Origin of the sequence: Oryzomicrobium sp., assembly GCF_021287045.1 — a bacterium.
GTDB lineage: Bacteria > Pseudomonadota > Gammaproteobacteria > Burkholderiales > Rhodocyclaceae > Oryzomicrobium.
Window position 1 is genome coordinate 44,159 of the sequence record NZ_JAJTBG010000016.1, and the last position, 22,257, is coordinate 66,415.

The 22,257-nt window shown below is 64.6% G+C and carries 24 protein-coding genes and 1 tRNA gene; 21 read left to right on the top strand and 4 right to left on the bottom strand.

From position 1 onward, the window contains the following. Window positions 1-175 precede the first annotated feature (175 nt). From tpiA to LWW89_RS15555, 18 genes are all read left to right on the top strand, one after another. Window positions 176-925 carry a triose-phosphate isomerase gene (gene tpiA / locus LWW89_RS15470; protein WP_293265758.1) on the top strand — a complete coding sequence of 250 codons (750 nt, stop codon included), beginning with the start codon at window positions 176-178 and terminating at the stop codon, window positions 923-925. An 18-nt stretch (window positions 926-943) separates the two neighbouring features. Then, the gene (gene secG, locus LWW89_RS15475) at window positions 944-1,315 is read left to right on the top strand and encodes a preprotein translocase subunit SecG (protein ID WP_293265760.1); all 372 of its coding nucleotides are present in this window, start codon (window positions 944-946) and stop codon (window positions 1,313-1,315) included. A 66-nt stretch (window positions 1,316-1,381) separates the two neighbouring features. Further along, window positions 1,382-1,466, top strand: a tRNA-Leu gene (locus tag LWW89_RS15480). 89 nt (window positions 1,467-1,555) lie between these two features. Next, window positions 1,556-1,912 (top strand): NADH-quinone oxidoreductase subunit A, encoded by a 357-nt coding sequence (locus LWW89_RS15485; protein WP_293265762.1) that lies wholly within the window; start codon window positions 1,556-1,558, stop codon window positions 1,910-1,912. Between the two features lie 4 nt (window positions 1,913-1,916). Then, a complete protein-coding gene (locus LWW89_RS15490) occupies window positions 1,917-2,393 on the top strand; it encodes an NADH-quinone oxidoreductase subunit B (RefSeq protein ID WP_054622413.1) in 477 nt (158 codons plus the stop codon). A gap of 14 nt (window positions 2,394-2,407) precedes the next feature. Then, window positions 2,408-3,019 (top strand): NADH-quinone oxidoreductase subunit C, encoded by a 612-nt coding sequence (locus LWW89_RS15495; protein ID WP_293265764.1) that lies wholly within the window; start codon window positions 2,408-2,410, stop codon window positions 3,017-3,019. A 52-nt stretch (window positions 3,020-3,071) separates the two neighbouring features. Beyond that, entirely contained in the window at window positions 3,072-4,325 is a 1,254-nt protein-coding gene (locus LWW89_RS15500; RefSeq protein WP_293265766.1) for an NADH-quinone oxidoreductase subunit D, read from the top strand. After that, window positions 4,325-4,798 carry an NADH-quinone oxidoreductase subunit NuoE gene (nuoE, locus tag LWW89_RS15505; RefSeq protein WP_293265768.1) on the top strand — a complete coding sequence of 158 codons (474 nt, stop codon included), beginning with the start codon at window positions 4,325-4,327 and terminating at the stop codon, window positions 4,796-4,798. The genes LWW89_RS15500 and nuoE overlap by 1 nt, the downstream gene beginning before the upstream one ends. A 29-nt stretch (window positions 4,799-4,827) precedes the next feature. After that, the gene (nuoF, locus tag LWW89_RS15510; protein WP_293265825.1) at window positions 4,828-6,147 is read left to right on the top strand and encodes an NADH-quinone oxidoreductase subunit NuoF; all 1,320 of its coding nucleotides are present in this window, start codon (window positions 4,828-4,830) and stop codon (window positions 6,145-6,147) included. A 65-nt stretch (window positions 6,148-6,212) separates the two neighbouring features. Beyond that, on the top strand, window positions 6,213-8,552 hold the full coding sequence (gene nuoG, locus LWW89_RS15515; RefSeq protein ID WP_293265770.1) for an NADH-quinone oxidoreductase subunit NuoG: 2,340 nt from the start codon (window positions 6,213-6,215) through the stop codon (window positions 8,550-8,552). Next, window positions 8,552-9,601, top strand: a complete 1,050-nt coding sequence (gene nuoH / locus LWW89_RS15520; protein ID WP_293265772.1) for an NADH-quinone oxidoreductase subunit NuoH — start codon at window positions 8,552-8,554, stop codon at window positions 9,599-9,601. The genes nuoG and nuoH overlap by 1 nt, the downstream gene beginning before the upstream one ends. A gap of 10 nt (window positions 9,602-9,611) precedes the next feature. Further along, window positions 9,612-10,100, top strand: coding sequence for an NADH-quinone oxidoreductase subunit NuoI (gene nuoI, locus LWW89_RS15525; protein ID WP_293265774.1), 489 nt, complete (start codon window positions 9,612-9,614; stop codon window positions 10,098-10,100). A 15-nt stretch (window positions 10,101-10,115) separates the two neighbouring features. Beyond that, window positions 10,116-10,718 carry an NADH-quinone oxidoreductase subunit J gene (locus LWW89_RS15530; protein ID WP_293265776.1) on the top strand — a complete coding sequence of 201 codons (603 nt, stop codon included), beginning with the start codon at window positions 10,116-10,118 and terminating at the stop codon, window positions 10,716-10,718. Between the two features lie 109 nt (window positions 10,719-10,827). Continuing rightward, window positions 10,828-11,133, top strand: a complete 306-nt coding sequence (nuoK, locus tag LWW89_RS15535) for an NADH-quinone oxidoreductase subunit NuoK (protein ID WP_293265778.1) — start codon at window positions 10,828-10,830, stop codon at window positions 11,131-11,133. A 6-nt stretch (window positions 11,134-11,139) separates the two neighbouring features. Next, the gene (gene nuoL / locus LWW89_RS15540; RefSeq protein ID WP_293265780.1) at window positions 11,140-13,173 is read left to right on the top strand and encodes an NADH-quinone oxidoreductase subunit L; all 2,034 of its coding nucleotides are present in this window, start codon (window positions 11,140-11,142) and stop codon (window positions 13,171-13,173) included. 31 nt (window positions 13,174-13,204) lie between these two features. Further along, complete coding sequence (locus LWW89_RS15545) at window positions 13,205-14,686, top strand: NADH-quinone oxidoreductase subunit M (RefSeq protein ID WP_293265782.1); 1,482 nt, start codon at window positions 13,205-13,207, stop codon at window positions 14,684-14,686. A 13-nt stretch (window positions 14,687-14,699) separates the two neighbouring features. Then, window positions 14,700-16,172, top strand: a complete 1,473-nt coding sequence (nuoN, locus tag LWW89_RS15550; protein ID WP_293265784.1) for an NADH-quinone oxidoreductase subunit NuoN — start codon at window positions 14,700-14,702, stop codon at window positions 16,170-16,172. A gap of 145 nt (window positions 16,173-16,317) precedes the next feature. Then, window positions 16,318-16,890: an NUDIX hydrolase gene (locus LWW89_RS15555; RefSeq protein ID WP_293265786.1), complete on the top strand. Its 573-nt coding sequence runs from the start codon at window positions 16,318-16,320 to the stop codon at window positions 16,888-16,890. 36 nt (window positions 16,891-16,926) lie between these two features. Here the strand turns inward: LWW89_RS15555 and LWW89_RS15560 are convergent, their stop codons facing one another. Continuing rightward, complete coding sequence (locus tag LWW89_RS15560) at window positions 16,927-18,129, bottom strand: diguanylate cyclase (RefSeq protein WP_293265788.1); 1,203 nt, start codon at window positions 18,127-18,129, stop codon at window positions 16,927-16,929. Window positions 18,130-18,359: 230 nt separating this feature from the next. Here LWW89_RS15560 and LWW89_RS15565 point away from each other — a divergent pair, with 230 nt between their 5' ends. The 3 genes from LWW89_RS15565 to LWW89_RS15575 all read left to right on the top strand — a co-directional run bounded on the left by LWW89_RS15565 (window position 18,360) and on the right by LWW89_RS15575 (window position 20,248). Continuing rightward, window positions 18,360-18,800, top strand: coding sequence for a hypothetical protein (locus tag LWW89_RS15565; RefSeq protein WP_293265790.1), 441 nt, complete (start codon window positions 18,360-18,362; stop codon window positions 18,798-18,800). Window positions 18,801-18,966: 166 nt separating this feature from the next. Continuing rightward, complete coding sequence (locus tag LWW89_RS15570) at window positions 18,967-19,905, top strand: CysB family HTH-type transcriptional regulator (RefSeq protein WP_293265792.1); 939 nt, start codon at window positions 18,967-18,969, stop codon at window positions 19,903-19,905. A 1-nt stretch (window position 19,906) separates the two neighbouring features. Then, complete coding sequence (locus LWW89_RS15575) at window positions 19,907-20,248, top strand: metalloregulator ArsR/SmtB family transcription factor (RefSeq protein WP_293265794.1); 342 nt, start codon at window positions 19,907-19,909, stop codon at window positions 20,246-20,248. Between the two features lie 183 nt (window positions 20,249-20,431). On the opposite strand, the gene LWW89_RS15580 is transcribed toward LWW89_RS15575, so the two are convergent. The 3 genes from LWW89_RS15580 to LWW89_RS15590 all read right to left on the bottom strand — a co-directional run bounded on the left by LWW89_RS15580 (window position 20,432) and on the right by LWW89_RS15590 (window position 22,230). After that, the gene (locus LWW89_RS15580; RefSeq protein WP_293265796.1) at window positions 20,432-20,851 is read right to left on the bottom strand and encodes a CBS domain-containing protein; all 420 of its coding nucleotides are present in this window, start codon (window positions 20,849-20,851) and stop codon (window positions 20,432-20,434) included. Window positions 20,852-20,979: 128 nt separating this feature from the next. Beyond that, on the bottom strand, window positions 20,980-21,774 hold the full coding sequence (locus LWW89_RS15585) for a hypothetical protein (RefSeq protein WP_293265798.1): 795 nt from the start codon (window positions 21,772-21,774) through the stop codon (window positions 20,980-20,982). A 6-nt stretch (window positions 21,775-21,780) separates the two neighbouring features. Further along, the gene (locus LWW89_RS15590; protein WP_293265800.1) at window positions 21,781-22,230 is read right to left on the bottom strand and encodes a hypothetical protein; all 450 of its coding nucleotides are present in this window, start codon (window positions 22,228-22,230) and stop codon (window positions 21,781-21,783) included. Window positions 22,231-22,257 lie beyond the last annotated feature (27 nt).

Here is a 22,257-nt window from a genome sequence, read left to right on the forward strand (position 1 = left end):
TTGGCGGAAATCCCGCACGGGCAAGGGTTTGCCGCTGGTGGCGCGGTTCTTCGCAGGGGGCTTGGATTGACCGGCCGCGCATAAGTAAGCTAACATTTGAAAGTTTTGTGGGACCCCGAGGATGTGCAGGGCCAAAAGCCGGCGAGCGGGGTTTTCAGGTTCAACCAGAGTCTTTATGCGTACCAAGCTCGTTGTCGGCAACTGGAAGATGAACGGCTCCCTGGACGGGAACCGGCGGTTGCTCGGTGCGGTGCGCGAAGGGCTGCCGCGCGGCGTCGAATGCGCGGTGTGCCCGCCCTTTCCCTACCTTGCCCAGGTGCAGGCCGAATTGAGCGGCTCCCGGGTCATGTGGGGGGCGCAAACGGTCAGCGAGCACGCGGCCGGGGCGTACACGGGAGAGGTTGGTCTGATCATGATCAAGGAATTCGGCTGTCGTTACGTCATCCTTGGCCACTCCGAGCGGCGCGCCCTCTATGGGGAGTCCGACGCCCAGGTGGCCGAGAAGTTCGCGGCGACGGTGGCTGCCGGGCTTGTGCCTATCCTCTGCGTCGGTGAGACGTTGCAGGAGCGTGAGGCCGGTGAAACGGCGCAGGTGATCGCGCGGCAGTTGCAGGTTGTGCTAGACCGGGTCGGCGCTGCCGCGTTTGCCTCGGCGGTGGTGGCCTACGAGCCTGTCTGGGCGATCGGCACTGGCCGGACGGCCACACCGGAGCAGGCTCAAGCCGTGCATGCGGCCATCCGCGGGCAGGTGGCGGAATCCGATGCGGCAGTGGCGGCCAAGCTGCCGCTGCTCTACGGCGGCAGTGTCAAGCCGGAGAATGCGGCGACGTTGTTTGCCGAGCAGGACATCGACGGTGCGCTGGTCGGTGGTGCGGCCCTGGTGGCCGAGGATTTTCTGGCGATTTGCCGGGCCGCGGCCCGGTAAGGCGTCAAAAGGATAACAATGGGTTTCTGGGTTTCGTTGATCGTCGTTGTTCATATCCTGGTGGGTGTGTCCGTCATCGGGCTGGTGCTGATGCAGCACGGCAAGGGGGCCGACATGGGGGCTGCTTTTGGCAGCGGTGCGTCCGGCAGCCTGTTCGGTGCGTCGGGTTCGGCCAACTTCCTCTCCCGCACCACGGCGGTCCTCGCTGCAGTGTTTTTCTCGACGAGCCTTGCGCTCGCTTACGTTGCTTTCAGCAAGCCGAAAGGGGTTGATAGCGTAACGAAGAGTGTTGTAGAATCTACCTCTTCTTCCGCTCCTGCCGAAGCCGGCGCTGCACCTGGATCGACGCCGGCGAGTGGTGAGTCAAAAGCAAAAGATATCCCTCGATAAATTTGGGGTTTATCGCTTCGCTGACTGAGTTTTATCCCTTGAAAGTCAGCGAAACGCTTCAGTAGTGCCGACGTGGTGAAATTGGTAGACACGCTATCTTGAGGGGGTAGTGGCGAAAGCCGTGCGAGTTCGAGTCTCGCCGTCGGCACCAGCAGATCGTCGAGCTCCGCATTTTCACAAATGTGAGGTGTGCGGGGCTCTTTTACAAAACGGTCGTTAGACGTCACGTGGCAGCGGATCATGCTGGAAAATTACCTCCCGGTACTTCTTTTCATCTTTGTGGGCATCGCCTTCGGCATCCTGCCCATCCTCGCCGGCTGGCTGTTGGCTCCCAACAAGCCCGATAGCGAAAAGCTCTCTCCCTACGAGTGCGGTTTTGAGGCGTTCGAGGACGCGCGCATGAAGTTCGACGTGCGCTACTACCTCGTGGCCATTCTCTTCATCCTGTTCGACCTGGAAATCGCTTTCCTCTTCCCCTGGGCCATCGTGCTCAAGGAGATTGGCGTGTTCGGGTTCGTGGCGATGATGATTTTCCTCGGAATTCTGGTGGTCGGCTTCATCTACGAGTGGATGAAGGGCGCCCTGGAGTGGGAGTAAGCGCATGGGTATCGAAGGCGTTCTGCAAGAAGGGTTTGTCACCACCACCGCGGACAAGCTCATCAACTATGTCCGTACCGGGTCCCTGTGGCCGATGACCTTCGGTCTGGCCTGCTGCGCCGTGGAAATGATCCATGCCGGCTGTTCCCGCTACGACCTTGACCGTTTCGGCATCATCTTCCGCCCGAGTCCCCGCCAGTCCGACGTGATGATCGTCGCCGGCACCCTGACCAACAAGATGGGGGCGGCGCTGCGCAAGGTCTATGACCAGATGCCCGAGCCCCGCTGGGTCATCTCCATGGGTTCCTGCGCCAACGGCGGCGGCTACTACCACTATTCCTACTCGGTCGTACGCGGCTGCGACCGCATCGTGCCGGTGGACATCTACGTTCCGGGCTGTCCCCCGACCGCCGAGGCCTTGCTCTACGGCATCATCCAGCTGCAGAACAAGATCCGCCGCACCAACACCATCGCCCGCTGATACAGGTCCCCATCATGTCTGCAAAGCTCGAAACCCTGAGCCAGAACCTGCAAAGCCAGCTGGGCGAGCGGCTCAAATCCCTGAAGATCGCCCTGGGCGAGGTTACCATCGAAGTGGCCGCCGCCGAATATCTGGGCGTGATGCAAGAACTCCGTGACACCCCGGCCCTCGGCTTCGAAGAGCTGATCGACCTGTGTGGCCTGGATTACCTGGGGTACGCCGACGGCCGCGAGGATGTGCCGGGCAACGGCAAGCGCTTTGCCGTGGTCTCCCATCTCCTGTCGGTCGCCAACAACTGGCGCCTGCGCGTGCGCACCTTCGCCGAGGACGATGGCTTCCCGGTGGTGGCCTCCGTGGTCAATGTCTGGAATGGCGCCAACTGGTTCGAGCGCGAAGCCTTCGACCTGTTCGGCATCGTCTTCCCCGGCCATCCCGACCTGCGTCGCATCCTCACCGACTACGGCTTCATCGGCTATCCCTTCCGCAAGGACTTCCCGGTCTCCGGCTACGTGGAAATGCGCTACGACCCGGAGGAGGGGCGTGTCGTCTATCAGCCGGTTACCATCGAGCCGCGCGAGAACACGCCGCGCATCGTCCGCGAAGAGAGCTACGGCGACGCGGCCTGAGCCCCTGGGCCTGGTCAACGCATACACCCGCAACACGAACGGATTCGCAACCATGGCGGAAATTCGTAACTACACGATGAACTTCGGTCCCCAGCACCCGGCCGCCCACGGCGTGCTGCGTCTGGTGCTGGAGCTGGACGGCGAAGTGGTCCAGCGGGCCGACCCCCACATCGGGCTGCTGCACCGCGCCACCGAGAAGCTGGCCGAGCAGAAGACCTGGATCCAGTCGGTGCCCTACATGGACCGCCTGGATTACGTCTCCACCATGTGCAACGAGCACGCCTATTGCATGGCCGTGGAAAAGCTCCTGGGCGTCGAAGTGCCCGAGCGCGGCCAGTACATCCGGGTGATGTTCGACGAGGTCACCCGGATCCTCAACCACCTGCTGTGGATCGGCTGTCACGGCCTCGACGTGGGCGCCATGGCCATGGCCCTGTACTGCTTCCGCGAGCGGGAAGACCTGATGGACTGCTACGAAGCGGTCTCCGGCGCCCGCCTGCACGCGGCCTACTACCGTCCGGGCGGCGTGTACCGCGACCTGCCGGACGCCATGCCCCAGTATCAGGAATCCCGCTGGAAGAAGGCCGACGAGGTGAAGAAGCTCAACGAGGCCCGTTCCGGCTCGCTGCTCGACTTCCTCGACGACTTCACCCAGCGTTTCCCGAAGATTCTCGACGAATACCACACCCTGCTCACCGACAACCGGATCTGGAAGCAGCGTCTGGTGGACGTGGGCATCGTCTCCCCCGAGCGCGCCCTGCAGCTTGGCTTCACCGGCGCCATGCTGCGCGGCTCCGGCATCGCCTGGGACCTGCGCAAGAAGCAGCCCTACGAAGTCTATGACCGCCTCGATTTCGACATCCCGGTGGGCAAGAACGGTGACTGCTACGACCGCTACCTGGTGCGCATGGAAGAAATGTCCCAGTCCAACCGGATCATTCGCCAGTGCATCGACTGGCTGCGCAAGAATCCGGGGCCGGTCATCTCCGACAACCACAAGATCGCGCCGCCGTCCCGGGAAGGGATGAAGTCGAACATGGAAGAGCTGATCCACCACTTCAAGCTCTTCACCGAAGGCATGCACGTTCCCGAGGGTGAGGCCTACGCGGCCATCGAGCACCCGAAGGGCGAGTTCGGCATCTACTTCGTCTCCGACGGCGCCAACAAGCCGTTCCGCATGAAGATTCGCGCCCCTGGCTACGCCCACCTGGCCGCCATGGACGAGATGGCCCGTGGCCACATGATCGCCGACGTGGTGACGATCATCGGCACCCAAGACATCGTGTTTGGTGAGATTGACCGCTGATGCTTTCCCAAGACTCCCTCACCCAGATCGACCGCGAGGTCGCCAAGTATCCGGCGGATCAGAAGCAATCCGCCGTGATGGCCGCCCTGGCCATTGCCCAGGCTGAGAAGGGCTGGCTGGCTCCGGAGACGATCGAGTTCGTCGCCACCTACCTGGAAATGCCGCCCATCGCGGCCATGGAAGTGGCGACCTTCTACAACATGTACGACCTCAAGCCGGTCGGCAAGTACAAGGTCACGGTGTGCACCAACCTGCCGTGCGCCCTGTCCGGCGGCTACCACGCGGCGGACTACCTGAAGCAGAAGCTTGGCATCGGCTTCAACGAGACCACCGCCGACGGCAAGATCACCCTCAAGGAGGGCGAGTGCATGGGTGCCTGCGGCGACGCGCCGGTGATGCTGGTGAACAACCGCTCGATGTGCAGCCACATGCTGCCTGAGCAGATCGACAAACTGCTGTCGGAGCTCGAATAATGGCCATCCTGGGTGCAATCAATCCCACCATGACCGCCGGCTGGTCGCCGGTGGCCGACCGTTACGCCGACGACAAGGGCTGGTCCCTCGCCGACTACGTGGCCCGGGGCGGTTACTCCTCGCTGAAGAAGATTCTGGCGGAAAAGGCGCCTCAGGATCAGGTCATCAACGAGGTCAAGAAGTCCGTCCTGCGCGGCCGTGGCGGCGCCGGCTTCCCCACCGGTCTCAAGTGGAGCTTCATGCCCCGCTCCTTCCCCGGTGACAAGTACGTCGTCTGCAACTCGGACGAGGGCGAGCCCGGCACCTTCAAGGACCGCGACATCCTGCGTCTCGACCCCCACTCGGTGATCGAGGGCATGGCCATCGCCGCCTACGCCATGGGTGCCACCCGTGGCTACAACTACATCCACGGCGAGGTCTGGGAAGTCTACAAGCGCTTCGAGGACGCCCTGGCCGAGGCCCGGGCTGCCGGCCTGATCGGCCAGAACATCCAGGGCTCGGGCTTCAACTTCGAACTATTCGCCCACCACGGCTACGGCGCCTACATCTGCGGCGAAGAAACCGCCCTGCTCGAATCGATCGAAGGCAAGAAGGGCCAGCCCCGCTTCAAGCCGCCGTTCCCGGCGTCCTTCGGCCTGTACGGCAAGCCGACCACCATCAACAACACCGAGACCTTCGCCTCCATCCCGTTCATCATGCGCATGGGCGGCGAACAGTTCCTCGGCCTGGGCAAGGAAAACAACGGCGGCACCAAGCTGTTCTCGGTGTCCGGCCACGTGGAGCGTCCCGGCAACTACGAGATTCCCCTGGGCACCCCCTTCTCCACGCTGCTCGAAATGTGCGGCGGGATGCGCGGCGGACGCAAGCTCAAGGCGGTGATCCCCGGCGGCTCGTCCTCTCCGGTCCTGCCGGCCAGCATCATGATGGACTGCACCATGGACTACGACTCGATCTCCAAGGCGGGGTCGATGCTCGGTTCCGGCGCGGTGATCGTCATGGACGAGACCACCTGCATGGTCAAGGCCCTGGAGCGCCTGTCCTTCTTCTACTACGAAGAGTCCTGCGGCCAGTGCACGCCCTGCCGCGAAGGCACCGGCTGGCTCTACAAGGTGGTGCACCGCATCGAGAATGGCCAGGGCCGTCCCGAGGATCTGGACCTGCTCAACAGCGTCACCGGCAACATCATGGGCCGCACCATCTGCGCCCTGGGTGACGCCGCGTCGATGCCGGTGCAAAGCTTCATCAAGCACTTCCGGGACGAGTTCCTGCACCACATCGAGCACAAGTCCTGCCTCGTGCCCACGGATGTGCAGTGGGCGGGCAGCGGCTTCCACCGCAAGCCGGCCTGAAAGGCACCCGATCCGCAGCATCCCCGAGAACTCAGGTAGGGAACAGGTAGGAATAAGGTAGCGACATGCTAGAAATCGAAATCGACGGCAAGAAGGTAGAAGTACCCGACGGCAGCACGATCATGGATGCGGCCCATCAGGTTGGGAGCTACATCCCCCACTTCTGCTATCACAAGAAGCTGTCCATTGCCGCCAACTGCCGGATGTGTCTGGTGCAGGTGGAAAAGGCGCCCAAGCCGCTGCCGGCCTGCGCCACGCCCGTGACCAACGGCATGAAGGTCTTCACCCATTCCGACCTGGCGGTCAAGGCCCAGAAGGGGGTGATGGAGTTCCTGCTCATCAACCACCCGCTGGATTGCCCGATCTGCGACCAGGGCGGCGAGTGCCAGCTCCAGGATCTGTCGGTGGGCTACGGCGGCGTGAAGAGCCGCTACACCGAAGAGAAGCGGGTGGTGTTCCACAAGAACGTGGGGCCCCTCATCTCCATGGAGGAGATGTCCCGCTGCATCCACTGCACCCGCTGCGTGCGCTTCGGCCAGGAAATCGCCGGAGTGATGGAACTGGGCATGACCAACCGGAACATGCACTCGGAAATCACCGCCTTCGTCGGCAAGACCGTCGATTCCGAGCTGTCCGGCAACATGATCGACCTGTGCCCGGTCGGCGCGCTTACTTCCAAGCCGTTCCGTTATGCTGCCCGGACCTGGGAACTGCAACGCCGCAAGTCGGTGTCGCCCCACGATTCCGTCGGCGCCAACCTGCAAATCCAGGTCAAGCACAACGAAGTCAAGCGCGTCCTGCCCCGTGAAAACGAGGACGTGAACGAGTGCTGGATTTCCGACAAGGACCGTTTCTCCTACGAAGCCCTCAACTCCGCCGAACGGCTGACCAAGCCGATGGTCAAGCAGGGCGGCGAATGGAAGGAGACGGACTGGAACGTGGCCCTCGACTACGTGGCCCATGGTCTGAAGGACATCGCCCGCAACGCCGGTGGCGAGGCCCTGGGCTTCCTGGTGTCGCCCCACGCCACCCTGGAAGAACTGACCCTGGCCCGCAAGCTGGCCGCTGGCCTGGGCTGTGGCAACGTCGATTTCCGTCTGCGCCAGAACGATTTCTCCGCCGACGGCAAGGAAGCCGGCGCCCCCTGGCTGGGCATGAAGCTGACCGAGCTCGGTGAGCTCGACGCCGCTTTGGTGGTCGGCAGCTTCCTGCGCAAGGATCACCCCCTGATCGCCCAGCGCCTGCGCCAGGGCGCCAAGAAGGGCACCCAGGTGTCCATGCTGCACGTGGCCGGCGACGACAACCTGATCGAACTCACCGCCCAGCGCGTCGTGGCCCCGGCCGAACTGGCCAGTGCCCTGGCCGCCGTGGTCAAGGCCGCCGCCGAAGCCAAGGGCGTGGCCGTGCCCGCCGGGCTGGAAGCCGTGGCCGTGTGCGACGGCGCCAAGGCCATCGCCGCGACCCTCGTCACTGGCGAGAAGAAAGCGATCTTCCTCGGCAACACCGCCCGCCAGCATCCCCAGGCCGCCCAGCTGCAACTGCTGGCCCTGGAACTGGGCAAGCTCACCGGCGCCACCGTCGGCATCCTCGGCGAGGCCGCCAACAGCGTCGGCGGCTACCTCGCGGGCGCCACCCCGACCGGCCTCAACGCCCGCCAGATGGTCGAGCAGCCCCGTCAGGGCTACGTCCTGATCGGCGCCGAGCCCGAGTTCGACTTCGCCGATGGGCAGAAGACCGTGGCTGCCCTCAAGCAGGCCAAGATGGTGGTCCTGATGTCCGCCTTCCAGCACCGTCCGGCCCTTGACTACGCCGACGCCATGCTGGCGATTGCGCCCTACACCGAAACTTCCGGCACCTTCGTCAATACCGAAGGCCGGGTGCAGAGCTTCAACGGCGTGGTGCGCCCCCTGGGCGACGCCCGTCCGGCCTGGAAGGTACTGCGTGTACTGGGCAACGTCCTCAACCTGCCAGGCTTCGACTACGAGACCTCCGAAGCCGTGCGCGACGAGGTGTTGGGCGCTGGTGCCGAGTTCGCTGCCGCCGGCAAGCTGTCCAACGCCCTCAACGGCGTGGCGCTGAACCTGGCCTCCGGCGAAGTTCCGGCCTTGCAGCGCATCGCCGACGTGCCCATCCACTTCGCCGACCCCCTGGCCCGCCGCGCCCCGGCCCTGCAATCGACCGTCGATGGCAAGGCTCCGACGGCCCGCGCCGCCGCGGCCACCCTGGCTGCCCTGGGCATCGCTGCCGGCGATTCGGTCAAGGTGAAGCAGGGCGATGGCGTGGCCGTGCTGGTGGCCAAAGCTGACGAAACCGTGCCCGCCGGTTGCCTGCGCGTTGCCGCCGGCCATGCCAGCACTGCTGGCCTGGGCAACCTGTTCGGTGCCATTTCCGTGGAGCGTGCGTAATGGAAGCGCTGACCCAATTCCTGCAAGGCGTCTTCGGCGCCAGCTTCCCCGGCGTATGGGCCCTGATCAAGATCGTCGTGATCCTGATCCCCCTGATGCTGTGCGTGGCCTACCTGACCTACGCCGAGCGTAAGGTGATCGGCTTCATGCACGTGCGTTTGGGCCCCAACCGGGTCGGCCCCCTCGGCCTGATCCAGCCCCTGGCCGATGCCGGCAAGCTGCTGTTCAAGGAAATCATCATCCCCTCCGGCGCGAACAAGGCCCTGTTCCTGCTCGCTCCGATGCTCTCCATCATGCCGGCCCTAGCGGCCTGGGCGGTGATTCCCTTCGTCGATGGCGCGGTGTTGGCCAACATCGACGCGGGCCTGCTCTACGTGATGGCGATCACCTCCCTAGGGGTGTACGGCATCATCCTCGCCGGCTGGGCCTCCAACTCCAAGTACGCCTTCCTCGGCGCCCTGCGTTCCGCGGCCCAGATGGTGTCCTACGAAATCGCCATGGGCTTCGCCCTGGTGACCGTGCTGCTGGTGTCCCAGAGCCTCAACCTGACCGACATCGTCCGCGTGCAACAGAAGGGCGTTTTCGCCGACATGGGCCTGTCGTTCCTGTCCTGGAACTGGCTGCCCCTGCTGCCGATGTTCGTGGTCTACATGATCGCCGGCGTGGCCGAAACCAACCGGGCCCCGTTCGACGTGGCCGAAGGCGAGTCCGAGATCGTCGCCGGCTTCCACGTCGAGTACTCGGGCATGGCCTTCGCGGTGTTCTTCCTTGCCGAATACGCCAACATGATCCTGGTGTCGGCCCTGACCGTCATCATGTTCCTCGGCGGCTGGTCGTCCCCGGTGGCGTTCCTGCCCGACGGGTTCTTCTGGCTGGCGGCCAAGATTGCGTTCATCCTGCTGTTCTTCCTGTGGTTCCGGGCGACGTTCCCCCGCTACCGCTACGACCAGATCATGCGTCTCGGCTGGAAGGTGTTCATTCCGCTGACCATCATCTGGCTGGTGGTGGTGGCAGGCTGGATGGTCTCTCCCTGGAACATCTGGAAGTAAGGAGTCGGCCATGGGTGCCATGAAAGAAGTGTTCAACAGCCTGCTCCTCAAGGAGCTGCTGAAAGGTCTGGCGGTCACCGGGCGTTATTTCTTCGCCCGCAAGATCACCGTCCAGTATCCCGAAGAAAAGACGCCGCAGAGCTTCCGCTTCCGCGGCCTCCACGCCCTGCGCCGCTACCCCAACGGGGAAGAGCGCTGCATCGCCTGCAAGCTGTGCGAGGCGGTGTGCCCGGCGATGGCGATCACCATCGAGTCCGACCAGCGGGACGACGGCACGCGCCGCACCACCCGCTACGACATCGACCTGACCAAGTGCATCTTCTGCGGCTTCTGCGAAGAGGCCTGCCCGGTCGATGCCATCGTCGAGACCCGCATTTTCGAGTACCACGGCGAAAAGCGCGGCGACCTCTACTACACCAAGCAAATGCTGCTCGCCAATGGCGACCGCTACGAGGCCCAGATCGCGAAAGATCGCGAGATGGACGCCAAGTATCGCTGACCGGGACGACTCCGAATGGAATTCAAGACCTTCGTCTTCTACCTGTTTTCCACGATCCTCGTGCTGGCCAGCCTGCGCGTGATCACAGCCCGCAACCCGGTGCATGCCGCCCTGTTCCTGGTGCTGGCCTTCTTCACTGCATCCGGCATCTGGATGCTGCTGCAGGCCGAGTTCCTGGCTATCTCGCTGGTGCTGGTGTACGTCGGCGCGGTGATGGTGCTGTTCCTGTTCGTGGTGATGATGCTCGACGTCAACCTCGAGAAGCTCAAGAAGGGCTTCTGGAGCTACCTGCCCCTGGGTGCCCTGGTCGGCCTGCTGATGATGGCCGAGATGGGGGTGGTCCTCGGTGGCCAGTACATGGGCGTGATGGATGCACCGCTGCCCCAGGGCGTCGCCGCCGTGTCCAACACCAAGGAACTGGGCCGGGTCATCTACACCGATTACGTCTATCCGTTCGAACTCGCCGCCGTGATTCTGCTGCTGGCGATCGTCGCGGCCATCGCGCTGACCCACCGCGGCCTGAAGAAGACCAAGTACGCCGATCCTGCCAAGCAGGTCCGGGTCAAGGCTTCCGATCGCCTGCGCGTGCTGCAGATGCCGGCGGAAAAAGCCGAATAAGAAATACCCGAGTTGTCGGCCGGCGCCCTTGCGGGCGCCGGTTCCAAGAAAGAACATCCCGGCCGGGCTTTTCCCCGGTCCGGTAGTAAGAAGGACGAAGGGAGTCACCTTGCTCACGCTTGCCCATTTCCTGATCCTCGGCGCGGTCCTGTTCGCGATCGCCGTCGTGGGCATCTTCCTCAACCGGAAGAACCTGCTGGTTCTGCTCATGGCCATCGAGCTCATGCTGCTGGCGGTGAATACCAACTTCATCGCCTTCTCGCACTACCTGCAGGATCTTTCCGGCCAGGTCTTCGTCTTCTTCATCCTCACCGTGGCCGCCGCCGAATCCGCCATTGGCCTGGCGATCCTGGTGGTGCTCTTCCGCAACCTCTCCACCATCGATGTGGAAGAGCTCGACAGCCTCAAGGGTTAAGCGCAAATGGACAAGATGAGTCTCTATCTCGCGATTCCCCTCGCACCGCTCGCGGGGGCAATCATTGCCGGCCTGTTCTGCCGCATCATTCCGCGCACCCTGGCCCACCTGGCGACCATCGCCGGCGTTGCCGTGGCCTTCGTCTGCTCCGTGCTGGTGTTCCAGGACGTGATGGCCGGCCACACCTTCAACGGCACGGTCTACACCTGGCTGACCACCGATTCGATCAATATCCAGGTCGGCTTCCTGATCGACAGCTTGACCGCCACGATGATGCTGGTGGTGACCTTCGTCTCCCTGATGGTGCACATCTACACCATCGGCTACATGCACGACGATCCGGGCTACAGCCGCTTCTTCTCCTACATCTCGCTCTTCACCTTCTCTATGCTGATGCTGGTGATGAGCAACAACTTCATGCAGCTGTTCTTCGGCTGGGAAGCGGTGGGCCTGGTGTCCTACCTGCTGATCGGTTTCTGGTACACCCGGCCGACCGCCATCTTCGCCAACATGAAGGCCTTCCTGGTCAACCGCGTCGGCGACTTCGGCTTCATCCTCGGCATCGGCCTGATCCTGGCCCACTTCGGTAGCCTCGACTACGCCGACGTGTTCGCCAAGGCCCCCGAGCTGGCCGGCAAGACCATCAACATCTGGGGTAGCGCCGACTGGTCCCTGATGACCGTAGCCTGCATCTGCCTGTTCATCGGTGCCATGGGCAAGTCCGCCCAGGTCCCGCTGCACGTTTGGCTGCCCGACTCGATGGAAGGCCCGACGCCGATTTCCGCCCTGATCCACGCGGCGACCATGGTGACCGCCGGCATCTTCATGGTGGCGCGCATGTCGCCCCTGTTCGAGCTGTCCACCACCGCCCTGTCCTTCGTCCTGGTGATCGGTGCCACCACCGCCCTGTTCATGGGCTTCCTCGGCATCATCCAGAACGACATCAAGCGCGTCGTGGCCTACTCGACCCTATCCCAGCTTGGCTACATGACCGTGGCCCTGGGTGCCTCCGCCTACTCGGTGGCCATCTTCCACCTGATGACCCACGCCTTCTTCAAGGCCCTGCTGTTCCTGGCCGCCGGCTCGGTCATCATCGGCATGCACCACGACCAGGACATCCGCAACATGGGGGGCCTGCGCAAGTACATGCCTATTACCTGGCTCACCAGCCTGGTCGGCTCCCTGGCCCTGATCGGCACCCCGTTCTTCTCCGGCTTCTACTCCAAGGACTCGATCATCGAGGCCGTGGCCCTGTCCAACATTCCGGGCTCCGGCTACGCTTACTTCGCCGTCCTGGCCGGCGTGTTCGTCACCGCCTTCTACTCCTTCCGCATGTACTTCCTGGTGTTCCACGGCGAGGAGCGGTTCGGCAAGAACCACGACCATCACCACGAGCACGAGGGCGACCACGACGACGAGGAAGTCTCCCACGACCACCATCACGGCCTGGCTCCCGGCCAGAAGCCCCACGAGTCCCCCTGGGTGGTGACCGTGCCCCTGGTGGCCCTGGCCATCCCGTCCGTGCTGATCGGCTACATGGGCATCGAACCGATGCTGTTCGGCGATTATTTCAAGGGCGTGATCCACGTCGATGCCGAGGCCCATCCGGTGATGGAGCACCTGGCGCACCACTTCCACGGTGCCGTGGCCATGGGCCTGCACGCCGTCACCACGCCGGTGTTCTGGCTGGCCCTGGCGGGTGTGGTGGTGTCCTGGTTCTTCTACATGAAGCGCCCCGACATCCCGGCCGCCATCCATGCCCGCTTCAAGGGCATCAACACGGTGCTGGAAAACAAGTACTACTTCGACAAGATCAACGAGACGGTGTTTGCCGGTGGCTCCCGCCTGCTCGGCAAGGTCCTCTGGAAGGCCGGCGACCAGGCCATCATCGACGGTGTGCTGGTCAACGGTTCGGCCCGTGTCGTGGGCTGGATCGCCTCCCTGGTTCGCCTGTTCCAGTCCGGGTACATCTACCAGTACGCCTTCACCATGATCATCGGGGTGTTCGTGCTGCTGACCCTCTGGATCAAACTCGCCTAAGACCGAATGCACGAATAAGACTGGGAACAATATGTCTGGCCACCTGCTCTCCCTCGCCATCTGGGTTCCGATCATCGCCGGCTTGCTGGTGCTGATGACCGGCTCCGACAAGAACGCGCCGTTTTCCCGGGGCCTTGCCCTGGCCGGTGCCGTGCTGGGTCTTCTGGTAACCCTGCCGCTCTTCACCGGTTTCGACCGGGCCAGCGCCGACATGCAGTTCGTCGAGCTGGCGACCTGGATTCCGCGCTTCAACATCAACTATCACCTAGGGGTGGACGGCATCTCCATGCTGTTCGTCATCCTCAACGCCTTCATCACCGTGATGGTGGTGCTGGCCGGCTGGCAGGTGGTGGAAAAGAAGGTGGCCCAGTACAACGCCGCCTTCCTGATCATGTCCGGCCTGCTCAACGGCATCTTCTCGGCCTTGGACGGCGTGCTCTTCTACGTCTTCTTCGAAGCCTCCCTGATTCCGCTGTACCTGATCATCGGCATCTGGGGCGGCCCGAACCGGGTGTACGCGGCGATCAAGTTCTTCCTCTACACCCTGCTCGGCTCCCTGCTCTTCCTGGTTTCGCTGCTGTACCTGTTCATCCAGTCCGGCGGCAGCTTCGAGATTCTCGACTGGCACCAGCTGCCGATGAGCCTCTCCACCCAGATCTGGCTGTTCCTGGCCTTCCTGGTGGCCTTCGCAGTGAAGGTGCCGATGTGGCCGGTGCACACCTGGTTGCCCGACGCCCACGTCGAAGCCCCCACCGGCGGTTCCGTGGTGCTGGCCGCCATCGCCCTGAAGCTCGGCGCCTACGGCTTCCTGCGGTTCTCCCTGCCCATCGCTCCGGACGCCGCCCATCAGCTGTCCGGCCTGATGATCGCCCTGTCCCTGATCGCGGTGATCTACATCGGCTTCGTCGCCTTGGTGCAGCAGGACATGAAGAAGCTGGTGGCCTACTCCTCCATCTCCCACATGGGCTTCGTCACCCTGGGCTTCTTCCTCTTCAACGCCATCGGCATCGAAGGCGCCCTGGTGCAGATGATCTCCCACGGCTTCGTCTCCGGCGCCATGTTCCTGTGCATCGGCGTCCTCTACGACCGCATGCACTCGCGCCAGATCGCCGACTACGGTGGCGTGGTGAACACCATGCCCAAGTTCGCCGCCTTCTTCATGCTGTTCGCCATGGCCAACTCCGGCCTGCCGGCCACCTCCGGCTTCGTCGGCGAATTCATGGTGATCCTGGCCGCGGTCAAGGTGAACTTCTGGATCGGCCTGGCTGCTGCCACCACCATGATCGTGGGCGCCGCCTACACCCTGTGGATGTACAAGCGGGTGGTGTTCGGTGCCGTGGCTAACTCCCACGTGGCCGAGCTGACCGACATCAACCTCCGCGAATTCTTCATTCTCGGGGTGCTGGCACTGTGTGTCCTGGGCATGGGTCTCTACCCGCTGCCCTTTACCGAGGTGATGCACGCCTCGGTGGCCGACCTGCTCAAGCACGTGGCCGAAAGCAAGATCCAATAAGGGGCTTTTGAAGATGAATTTCAACGTGATTGACCTGATCCCGGCCGCAGCCGAGATCTGGATGCTGGCCATGGCCTGCGTGATCCTCGTGGCGGATGTCTTCGTCAAGGATCGGGCCCGCACCGCCACCTTCGCCCTGACCTTGCTGACCCTGATCGGGGCGGCCATCCTCACCTTCATCACTGCGGACGGCGAGATCACCTACGCCTTCACCGGCACTTTCGTCGCCGACCTGATGGGCAGCCTGCTCAAGCTGATGCTGTACCTGACCGTGATCGTGGTGCTGTTCTACTCCCGCGGCTACATCCAGCTGCGCGGCCCCCTGGGGCGCGGCGAGTTCTACGTGCTGACCCTGTTCGCTACCCTGGGCATGATGGTCATGATCTCGGCCAATCATTTCCTGAGCCTGTACCTGGGCCTGGAAATGCTGTCCCTGTCGCTCTACGCCATGGTGGCCCTGAACCGGGATTCGGCCGTGTCCACCGAAGCGGCGATGAAGTACTTCGTTCTTGGCGCCCTGGCCTCCGGCGTGCTGCTCTACGGCATGTCCATGATTTACGGGGCCACCGGTAGCCTAGACATCACCCGGGTCGCCGAAGCGGTGTACCTCAAGTCCGCCAACACCACCGTGCTGGTGTTCGGCCTGGTCTTCCTGGTGTCCGGCCTGGCCTTCAAGCTCGGCGTGGTCCCCTTCCACATGTGGATTCCCGACGTCTATCAGGGCGCCCCCACCGCGGTCACCCTGTTCATCGGCTCCGCTCCCAAGCTGGCGGCCTTCGCCATGACCATGCGCCTGCTGGTCAACGGTCTGCTGCCCCTGGCCCAGGACTGGCAGACCATGCTGGTCATCATGTCGGTGCTGTCCATGGCCATCGGCAACCTGGCGGCCATCGCCCAGACCAACATCAAGCGCATGCTGGCCTACTCCACCATCTCGCACATGGGCTTCGTGCTCCTGGGCGTGGTGGCCGGCGTGGTCGGCGGCGACGCCCGCTACGCCCTGAACGCCTACAGCTCCGCCATGTTCTACGTGGTGTCCTACGTGCTGATGAGCCTGGGCGGCTTCGGCATGGTCATCCTGCTCTCCCGCGCCGGCTTCGAAGCCGAGCGGCTGGAAGACTTCAAGGGCCTGAACAAGCGCAGCCCCTGGTTTGCCGGCGTCATGCTGATGCTGATGTTCTCGATGGCGGGCATCCCGTTCTTCGTCGGCTTCTTCGCCAAGTTCTCGGTGCTTCAGGCCGTGGTCGCCGCCGGCTACTACTGGCTTGCCATCGTCGCCGTGGCCTTCTCCTTGGTGGGTGCTTTCTACTACCTGCGCGTGGTCAAGGTGATGTACTTCGACGAGCCGACGGACAACAGCCCCCTCGAAGCCCCCGCCGAGATGCGTGTGCTGCTCTCCGCCAACGGCCTGGCCGTGGCTCTGCTGGGCATCTTCCCCCAGACCCTGATGTCCCTGTGCGCCTTCTCCCTGGTGCGCTCGCTCTAAGCGGCGTTTCCTTCGCGCACAGCAACGACAAAGGCCCCTTGCGGGGCCTTTGTCGTTATGGGTTCCTCAGCCATCCATGCAGGGCCCTGCGCGCGTATCATTCCCGGCTGTTGACGCTCCTTACACGCCCTTGCGCCATCCGACCATGACCGATCCCGCCCTTTCCGACCCCCATCTGACCGAAACCCTGATCGACAGCGAGCAGATCTTCGATGGCAAGCTGTTGCACGTGCGCCGCGACCGGGTGCGCCTGCCCAGCGGCGGCGAGGCGGTGCGCGAGTACATCCAGCATCCCGGCGCCGTGGTGGTGATTCCGGTGCTGCCGAATGGCGCTTTGCTATTCGAGCGCCAGTTCCGCTACCCGGTGGGCCGGGTCTTCCTGGAACTGCCGGCGGGCAAGATCGATCCGGGGGAGGATATCCGCCTCACCGCCGAGCGCGAGTTGCATGAGGAAACGGGCTACCAGGCCGGCCGTTGGCGCCATCTGGGGGTGATGCACCCGTGCATCGGCTATGCCGACGAGCGCATCGAAATCTTCCTCGCCGAGGAATTGCATGCGGTGGCCAGCGGCCAGCGCCTCGACGAGGAGGAATTCCTCGAACTGGTGGAGTTGTCCCTGGCTGACGCCCTGGCGGCGGTGCGCGACGGACGCATCACCGACGCCAAGACCATCACCGCCCTGTTCTGGGCGGAAAAGGCCCTGACCGCCGGCTGGTAGCCGGCCGGGGCAAGACCGAAAAGGGTGGGGGAGGGCTTAGGCCGGCTGCGGGGCGCTGCCCGCCCCGTCCGTGGCCCCATCCACCGCATCGCCGATGACGATGCGGTTGCGGCCGGCGTGCTTGGCCGTGTACATGCGCCGGTCGGCGATCTCGATCAGCTCTTCCCAGTGGCTGGTGTGGTCGTCCACCCGCTCGGCGATGCCGACGCTGGCGGTGAGCAGGGTGCCGTCCGGGCGTCGGCCCAGGCCCTGGCCGGTGAGGCGCTCCAGGGCTGCACGGGCTTCGGTGAGCCGGGTGTTGGGCATGATCAGCAGGAATTCTTCGCCGCCCCAACGGGTCAGGATGTCACCGCGGCGCATCGACTCGCTGATCGCCTTGGCGGCCCGGCGCAGGGCCTTGTCGCCCTCGTCGTGGCCGTGGCGGTCGTTGATGCTCTTGAAGTGATCCAGGTCGATGAAAGCCACCGCCAGGGGCGCATCGGCCCGGTTGGCGACGCCGCCGTAGAGCTCCAGGATTTCCTCGGCGCTGCGCCGCGAATGGACCCCGGTCAGGGGATCGCGGATCGCCTGGCGCACCAAGGCCACCATGAAGGCCAGCTGGCTCATTCCGGCCAGGTTGGCCACGCCGGCGATCAGGGCCATCAGCCAGAAGGCACCGGCGAAGGAAGGCCAGTTGAGCTGGCCCCAGGATAGTATCTGGGCGAGCAACTGGGCCAGCAGCATGGGGGCGACGAAGGCCAGGTTTTCCAGGAAGGTGAGGGGAAAGATCGACAGCCCGGCCAGCAGCACGAAGGGCAGGAAGGCGTAGCCGGCGCCGATGGCCGCCGACATGCCGGTGAGTTCGAACGAGGTCAGCACCTGGTGCGATACCACGTAGAACACCGTAGGGATGGCGAACAATAGGGCCATGGCCCGGTAGGCGTTGAGCAGGTTGCCCGAGGGCTTGTAGCAGATCACCAGGGTGGCGAAGGCCGCGGCCGCCACCAGGCGCATCCCGGCAAGGAAGAACCACAGGGGGAAGGGGAACACCACGTAGTCCACGATGCTCCACAGGGGCGTGAGTACGGCGAACAGGAAGGCGAACAGGCGTACCCGGTTCACGATCACCATGGCCCGGCGCCGCGCTAGGAGGGGCGACTGCTGGTGCGGGGAAATGAGCCAGAGGACTTCGTTGGCATCCAGCTCCCCGGGCATGAGGCCGGTGAGGCGGTGCCAGATGATGTGCGCGATCCGGTGCATGAGGCTGAGGGTGCTCCTGAGCATTCCAGTGGGTTAGGCCTTGATTCTAGGGGTTTACGGTCACGTCCGGTTGATCAGGCGCAAGGCGGGGAGACTATTTTCATGTTTTGCCCCAACGGGAAGCGCGCCGCTCGGGCTGTCACTGCTGCACGGCACGGGCTGGCAACGGCTGATATGCATATCAAAAAACCGTCGTTCGACCCGCCCCCCGGCCCTCCTACACTGGTGCCGTGAAATCCCCGCGCTCCAACCCGGCCCCCCATTCCCGGGGGCTTTCCGCCGCCGGACGGCCCGATGCCGCCCAGGCTGCGCCTTTGCCAGGCTCCCCTGCATCTGCCTCGGATGCGGTGGCCGACCTGCCCACCCTGCAACGCAATGCTCTGCGCAAGCTCCTCGACCGGCCCCACTTCACGCCGGCAGAGGTGGCCGAACTGGGCTTTCGCCGCCTGCAACTGACCCGGGGGCTGGGCAGCAAGGGGCTGGAGACGGTGCTGGCCTGGTTGCGCTGCCACGGCTACGAACTCGATCCCCTGCCCAACCGCTGTAGCGACGAGGCCCGGCGCAGCCTGCGCATCGAACGGGCCATCCAGCTGCTGCGCGCCCAGGGCTTCACCGTCCTGCCCGGAACGGCGGGGCGAGATGGCGCCGGGAAAGGGGAGGGCGACGTCTGATGGATTTTCGGTTGTTATATCCAAAGAGAATTTGTTCTTAGATATTCATTATTTCAGTTCATAAGCAGCCCTCCCTAGACTGGTCGCCAACAACCTATTGCCCGGGAGTGGAATCCGCCATGGACGACCGCATCGCCAGCGCCGCCGCGATTTTTGGAGAGGCGCGATGAATTTTCAGCAACTGCGCATCGTGCGCGAGACCCTGCGCCAGGACTTCAACCTGACCGAGGTGGCCAACGCCCTGTACACCTCCCAGCCCGGCGTCAGCAAGCACATCAAGGATTTGGAGGACGAACTCGGCGTCGAGATCTTCGTCCGCCGCGGCAAGCGCCTGCTCGGCCTGACCGAGCCGGGCAAGGAACTGGCGACGGTGGTGGAACGGATGCTGGTGGATGCCCAGAATCTGCGCCGCATCGCCGACCACTTCGCCAGCCGCGAGACCGGCCACTTCGTCGTGGCCACCACCCACACCCAGGCCCGCTACGCCCTGCCGCAGATCATCAAGTGGTTCAAGGCCGACTACCCGAAGGTGCACCTTGCCCTGCACCAGGGCAGCCCCCGGGAGATCGCCGAGATGCTGGTGGCCGGCGAGGCCGACATCGGTATCGCCACCGAGGGGCTGAACAAATACCCGGAACTGGTCACCTTCCCCTGCTACACCTGGAGCCACGCGGTGATCGTGCCCCACGGCCACCCGCTGCTGGCCTTGCCGGAAATCACCCTGGAGGCCCTGGCCGACTACCCGATCATCACCTACCACGAAGGCTTCACCGGCCGGGCTCACATCGACCAGGCCTTCGCCGACGCCGGGGTGGTGCCGGACATCGTCCTCTCGGCCATCGACGCCGACGTGATCAAGACCTACGTGGGCCTCGACCTGGGGGTGGGCATCGTCGCCTCCATGGCCTACGACGCCGAGCGGGACCGTAATCTGGCCCTAATCCCGGTGCCCGGCCTGTTTCCGTCCAACACCACCCGGCTGGCGGTGCGGCGCGGCACCTACCTGCGCAGCTACGCCCACGCCTTCATCGAGAAAGTGTCGCCGGACCTGGGCGAGGACGTGGTGAAATCGGCCCTCAAGCAGCCCGCCGGGGCGGAGGCCTGAAATGGGAGCCGCCCTGCCTGCCGCCGTCCCCGCGCTGGATTTCAACGAGGCCGAGATCGAGCGCACCGCCCGGACCTTCCAGGCCATCGCCCATCCGCTGCGCCTGTCCATCGTCTGCGTACTGGCCGAGGGGGAAGCCTGCGTCCAGGACATCCTGGCCGCCCTGCGTGACTGCGGGACGCACACCTCCCAGCCCAACATCTCCCAGCATCTGGCCATGCTCTACGACCGGGGCATTCTCTCTTCGCGCAAGGAGGCCAACCGGGTCATCTACGCCCTGCGCGAACCGCGCCTGCTCGATTTCATGGGCCTGATGCGCGACATCTACTGCGGGGCGCGCTGACCGCGCGTCATTGACGCAGCCAAACCCCAACAGGGGCGCGGCGTTCCTGGCTCACACCGTGGAACGCCGCGCCCCTGCTGCATTGGCACGATGCCTTGCTGCAAAGCGCCTACTGGAGCGGGGTTCCAAACGGGCTCCGCTCCAGCCGCTACGCCCGGGAGAGCGTTCCGGCGCCAGGCGCTGTCAGCAGATGCGTTCCCACAGGCACTCCTCTTCTTCCAGCCGGTCCAGTTCCAGGCCCTTGAAGTCGCCCCGCGAGACGATGCCCACCACCTTGCCCGCGTCTACCACGGGCAGGTGCCGGTAACCGCCGTCGCTCATGGCGCGCAGGGCGTCGATGGCCGTCAGTTCCGGCGCAATGATGTCCGGATTGGACGTCATCACGTCGACCAGAAAAGTATGGGCGGGGTCGCGCCCTTCCGCCAAGGTCCGCACCGCGTCGCGGCCGGTGAAGATGCCCATCAGCCGGCCGTTCTGGGCCACCAGCACGGCGCCGACGCGGTGCTTCCACATCGCCCGGCAGGCATCCTGCACGGTACCGCCGGGGGGCTGCATCAGGGGCTCCTGATCCTTGACGATATAACCCAGGCAACGATTGGTCATGGCCGTCTCCCAACTGCAATGAAAGCTTGTTCCTTACCTTCACTATAGGGTGCCAGGCAGGCAGGGAAAGGCCATTTTTTTAGTAGGGTATTTGCCGTGGATCAAGTCTGGTGGCCGGGTTGCGCGGTTCAGCCGACCAGCCCCTTGAGGCCGGTGTAGATCGACAGGGCGGTGGTGCCCAGGGCGACCAGGGAACTGCTGATCTCGTTCACCCGGCGCACCGCCTCCTGGATCTTGGCGATGCTGGGCGGGCCGCTGACCAGGTGGCGGGCCAGGGCCACGGCCAGGGGATTGCCTTCCACCTCGGCCTGGGGCCCGGCGCTGTCCTGGGCGTGTAGGCGGGCCAGCAGCATGCCGGTCAGGTAGCTGAAGCCGATGCTCAGGGCGTATTCGACGAACTCGCGCCATTCGACCCGCCCCTGGGGCAGCCAGGGCACCCCGTCGGTCCAGGCCACCACCCCGCTCATGCCGAATACCGCCAGGGCCGCCATGGCGAAGGCGGCCACGGTGCCGAGCAGGAAATGGCCAGGGGCGCGGCGCAGCAGCAGGTAGCCGAAGGGCAAGGGAATGAACAGGGAGAGGATGCGCAGGTACAGGGTGTTGAGGTCCAGGGCGATCACCACCAGGCCGTGGGCCGCCAGGAGCAGCAGCAGGGGAACGCCCCAGGCCATCAGCCAGCCGCCCGGTCCGAAGGGGGCCGGGGCCTGGTCGGCGGCGGCAACCTCTCCCGCCGCGCCGCCGGCCTGCCCCTCCAGGGCCTGGATGCGCGCCTGGAGGGCCTCGATCGCGGGCAGGTCCGCCAGGCGCGCTTCAAGCTCGGCGATGCGCGCCAGAAGCGGCTTGAACAGGTAGAGATCGCGGCGGCAGACGGGGCAGACCAGGGCTTCCCGGGCGATGTCGGAGGCGCAGTAGGGACACTTCATCGGAATCTACTTGCCCACGTTGAGCTGGAGCACGGTGGAGGTCTGGCGCCCTTCGCTGTCCTGCAAGGTGACGCGAATCTGGTGCTCGCCCGGCGGGACCTCGGCGCCGGCCAGGTCGATGCCGCCGGCACTCAGGCCCGCCTTGACCCGGGGTAGGAGATCCACCGGCGTGGCCTTCAGGTAGGTCACGGTGACGGACGACGGATCGATCTTGGCCCCGCCCCGGGGCTCGAATGCCACCTTGAAGGTGAACGGGGACTTGGCCGCGCCCAAGGCCGGGTCTGGGGAAACCAGCTTGATCGCCGGCCCCCGGGTGATGCCCCGGGTGGTGAGCGCGCCGGCGGCCGCGGGCAGGCGGGCTTCGTCCTCCTTGATCAGGGGGGCCGCGCCGGCGCTGCCGGCAACGGCGGCGAGCAGCAGGGTCAGGGCCAGGGAACGGATGGGGAAGGGGGTCATGGGGTGTCTCCTCGGGGCTGTAAGTGT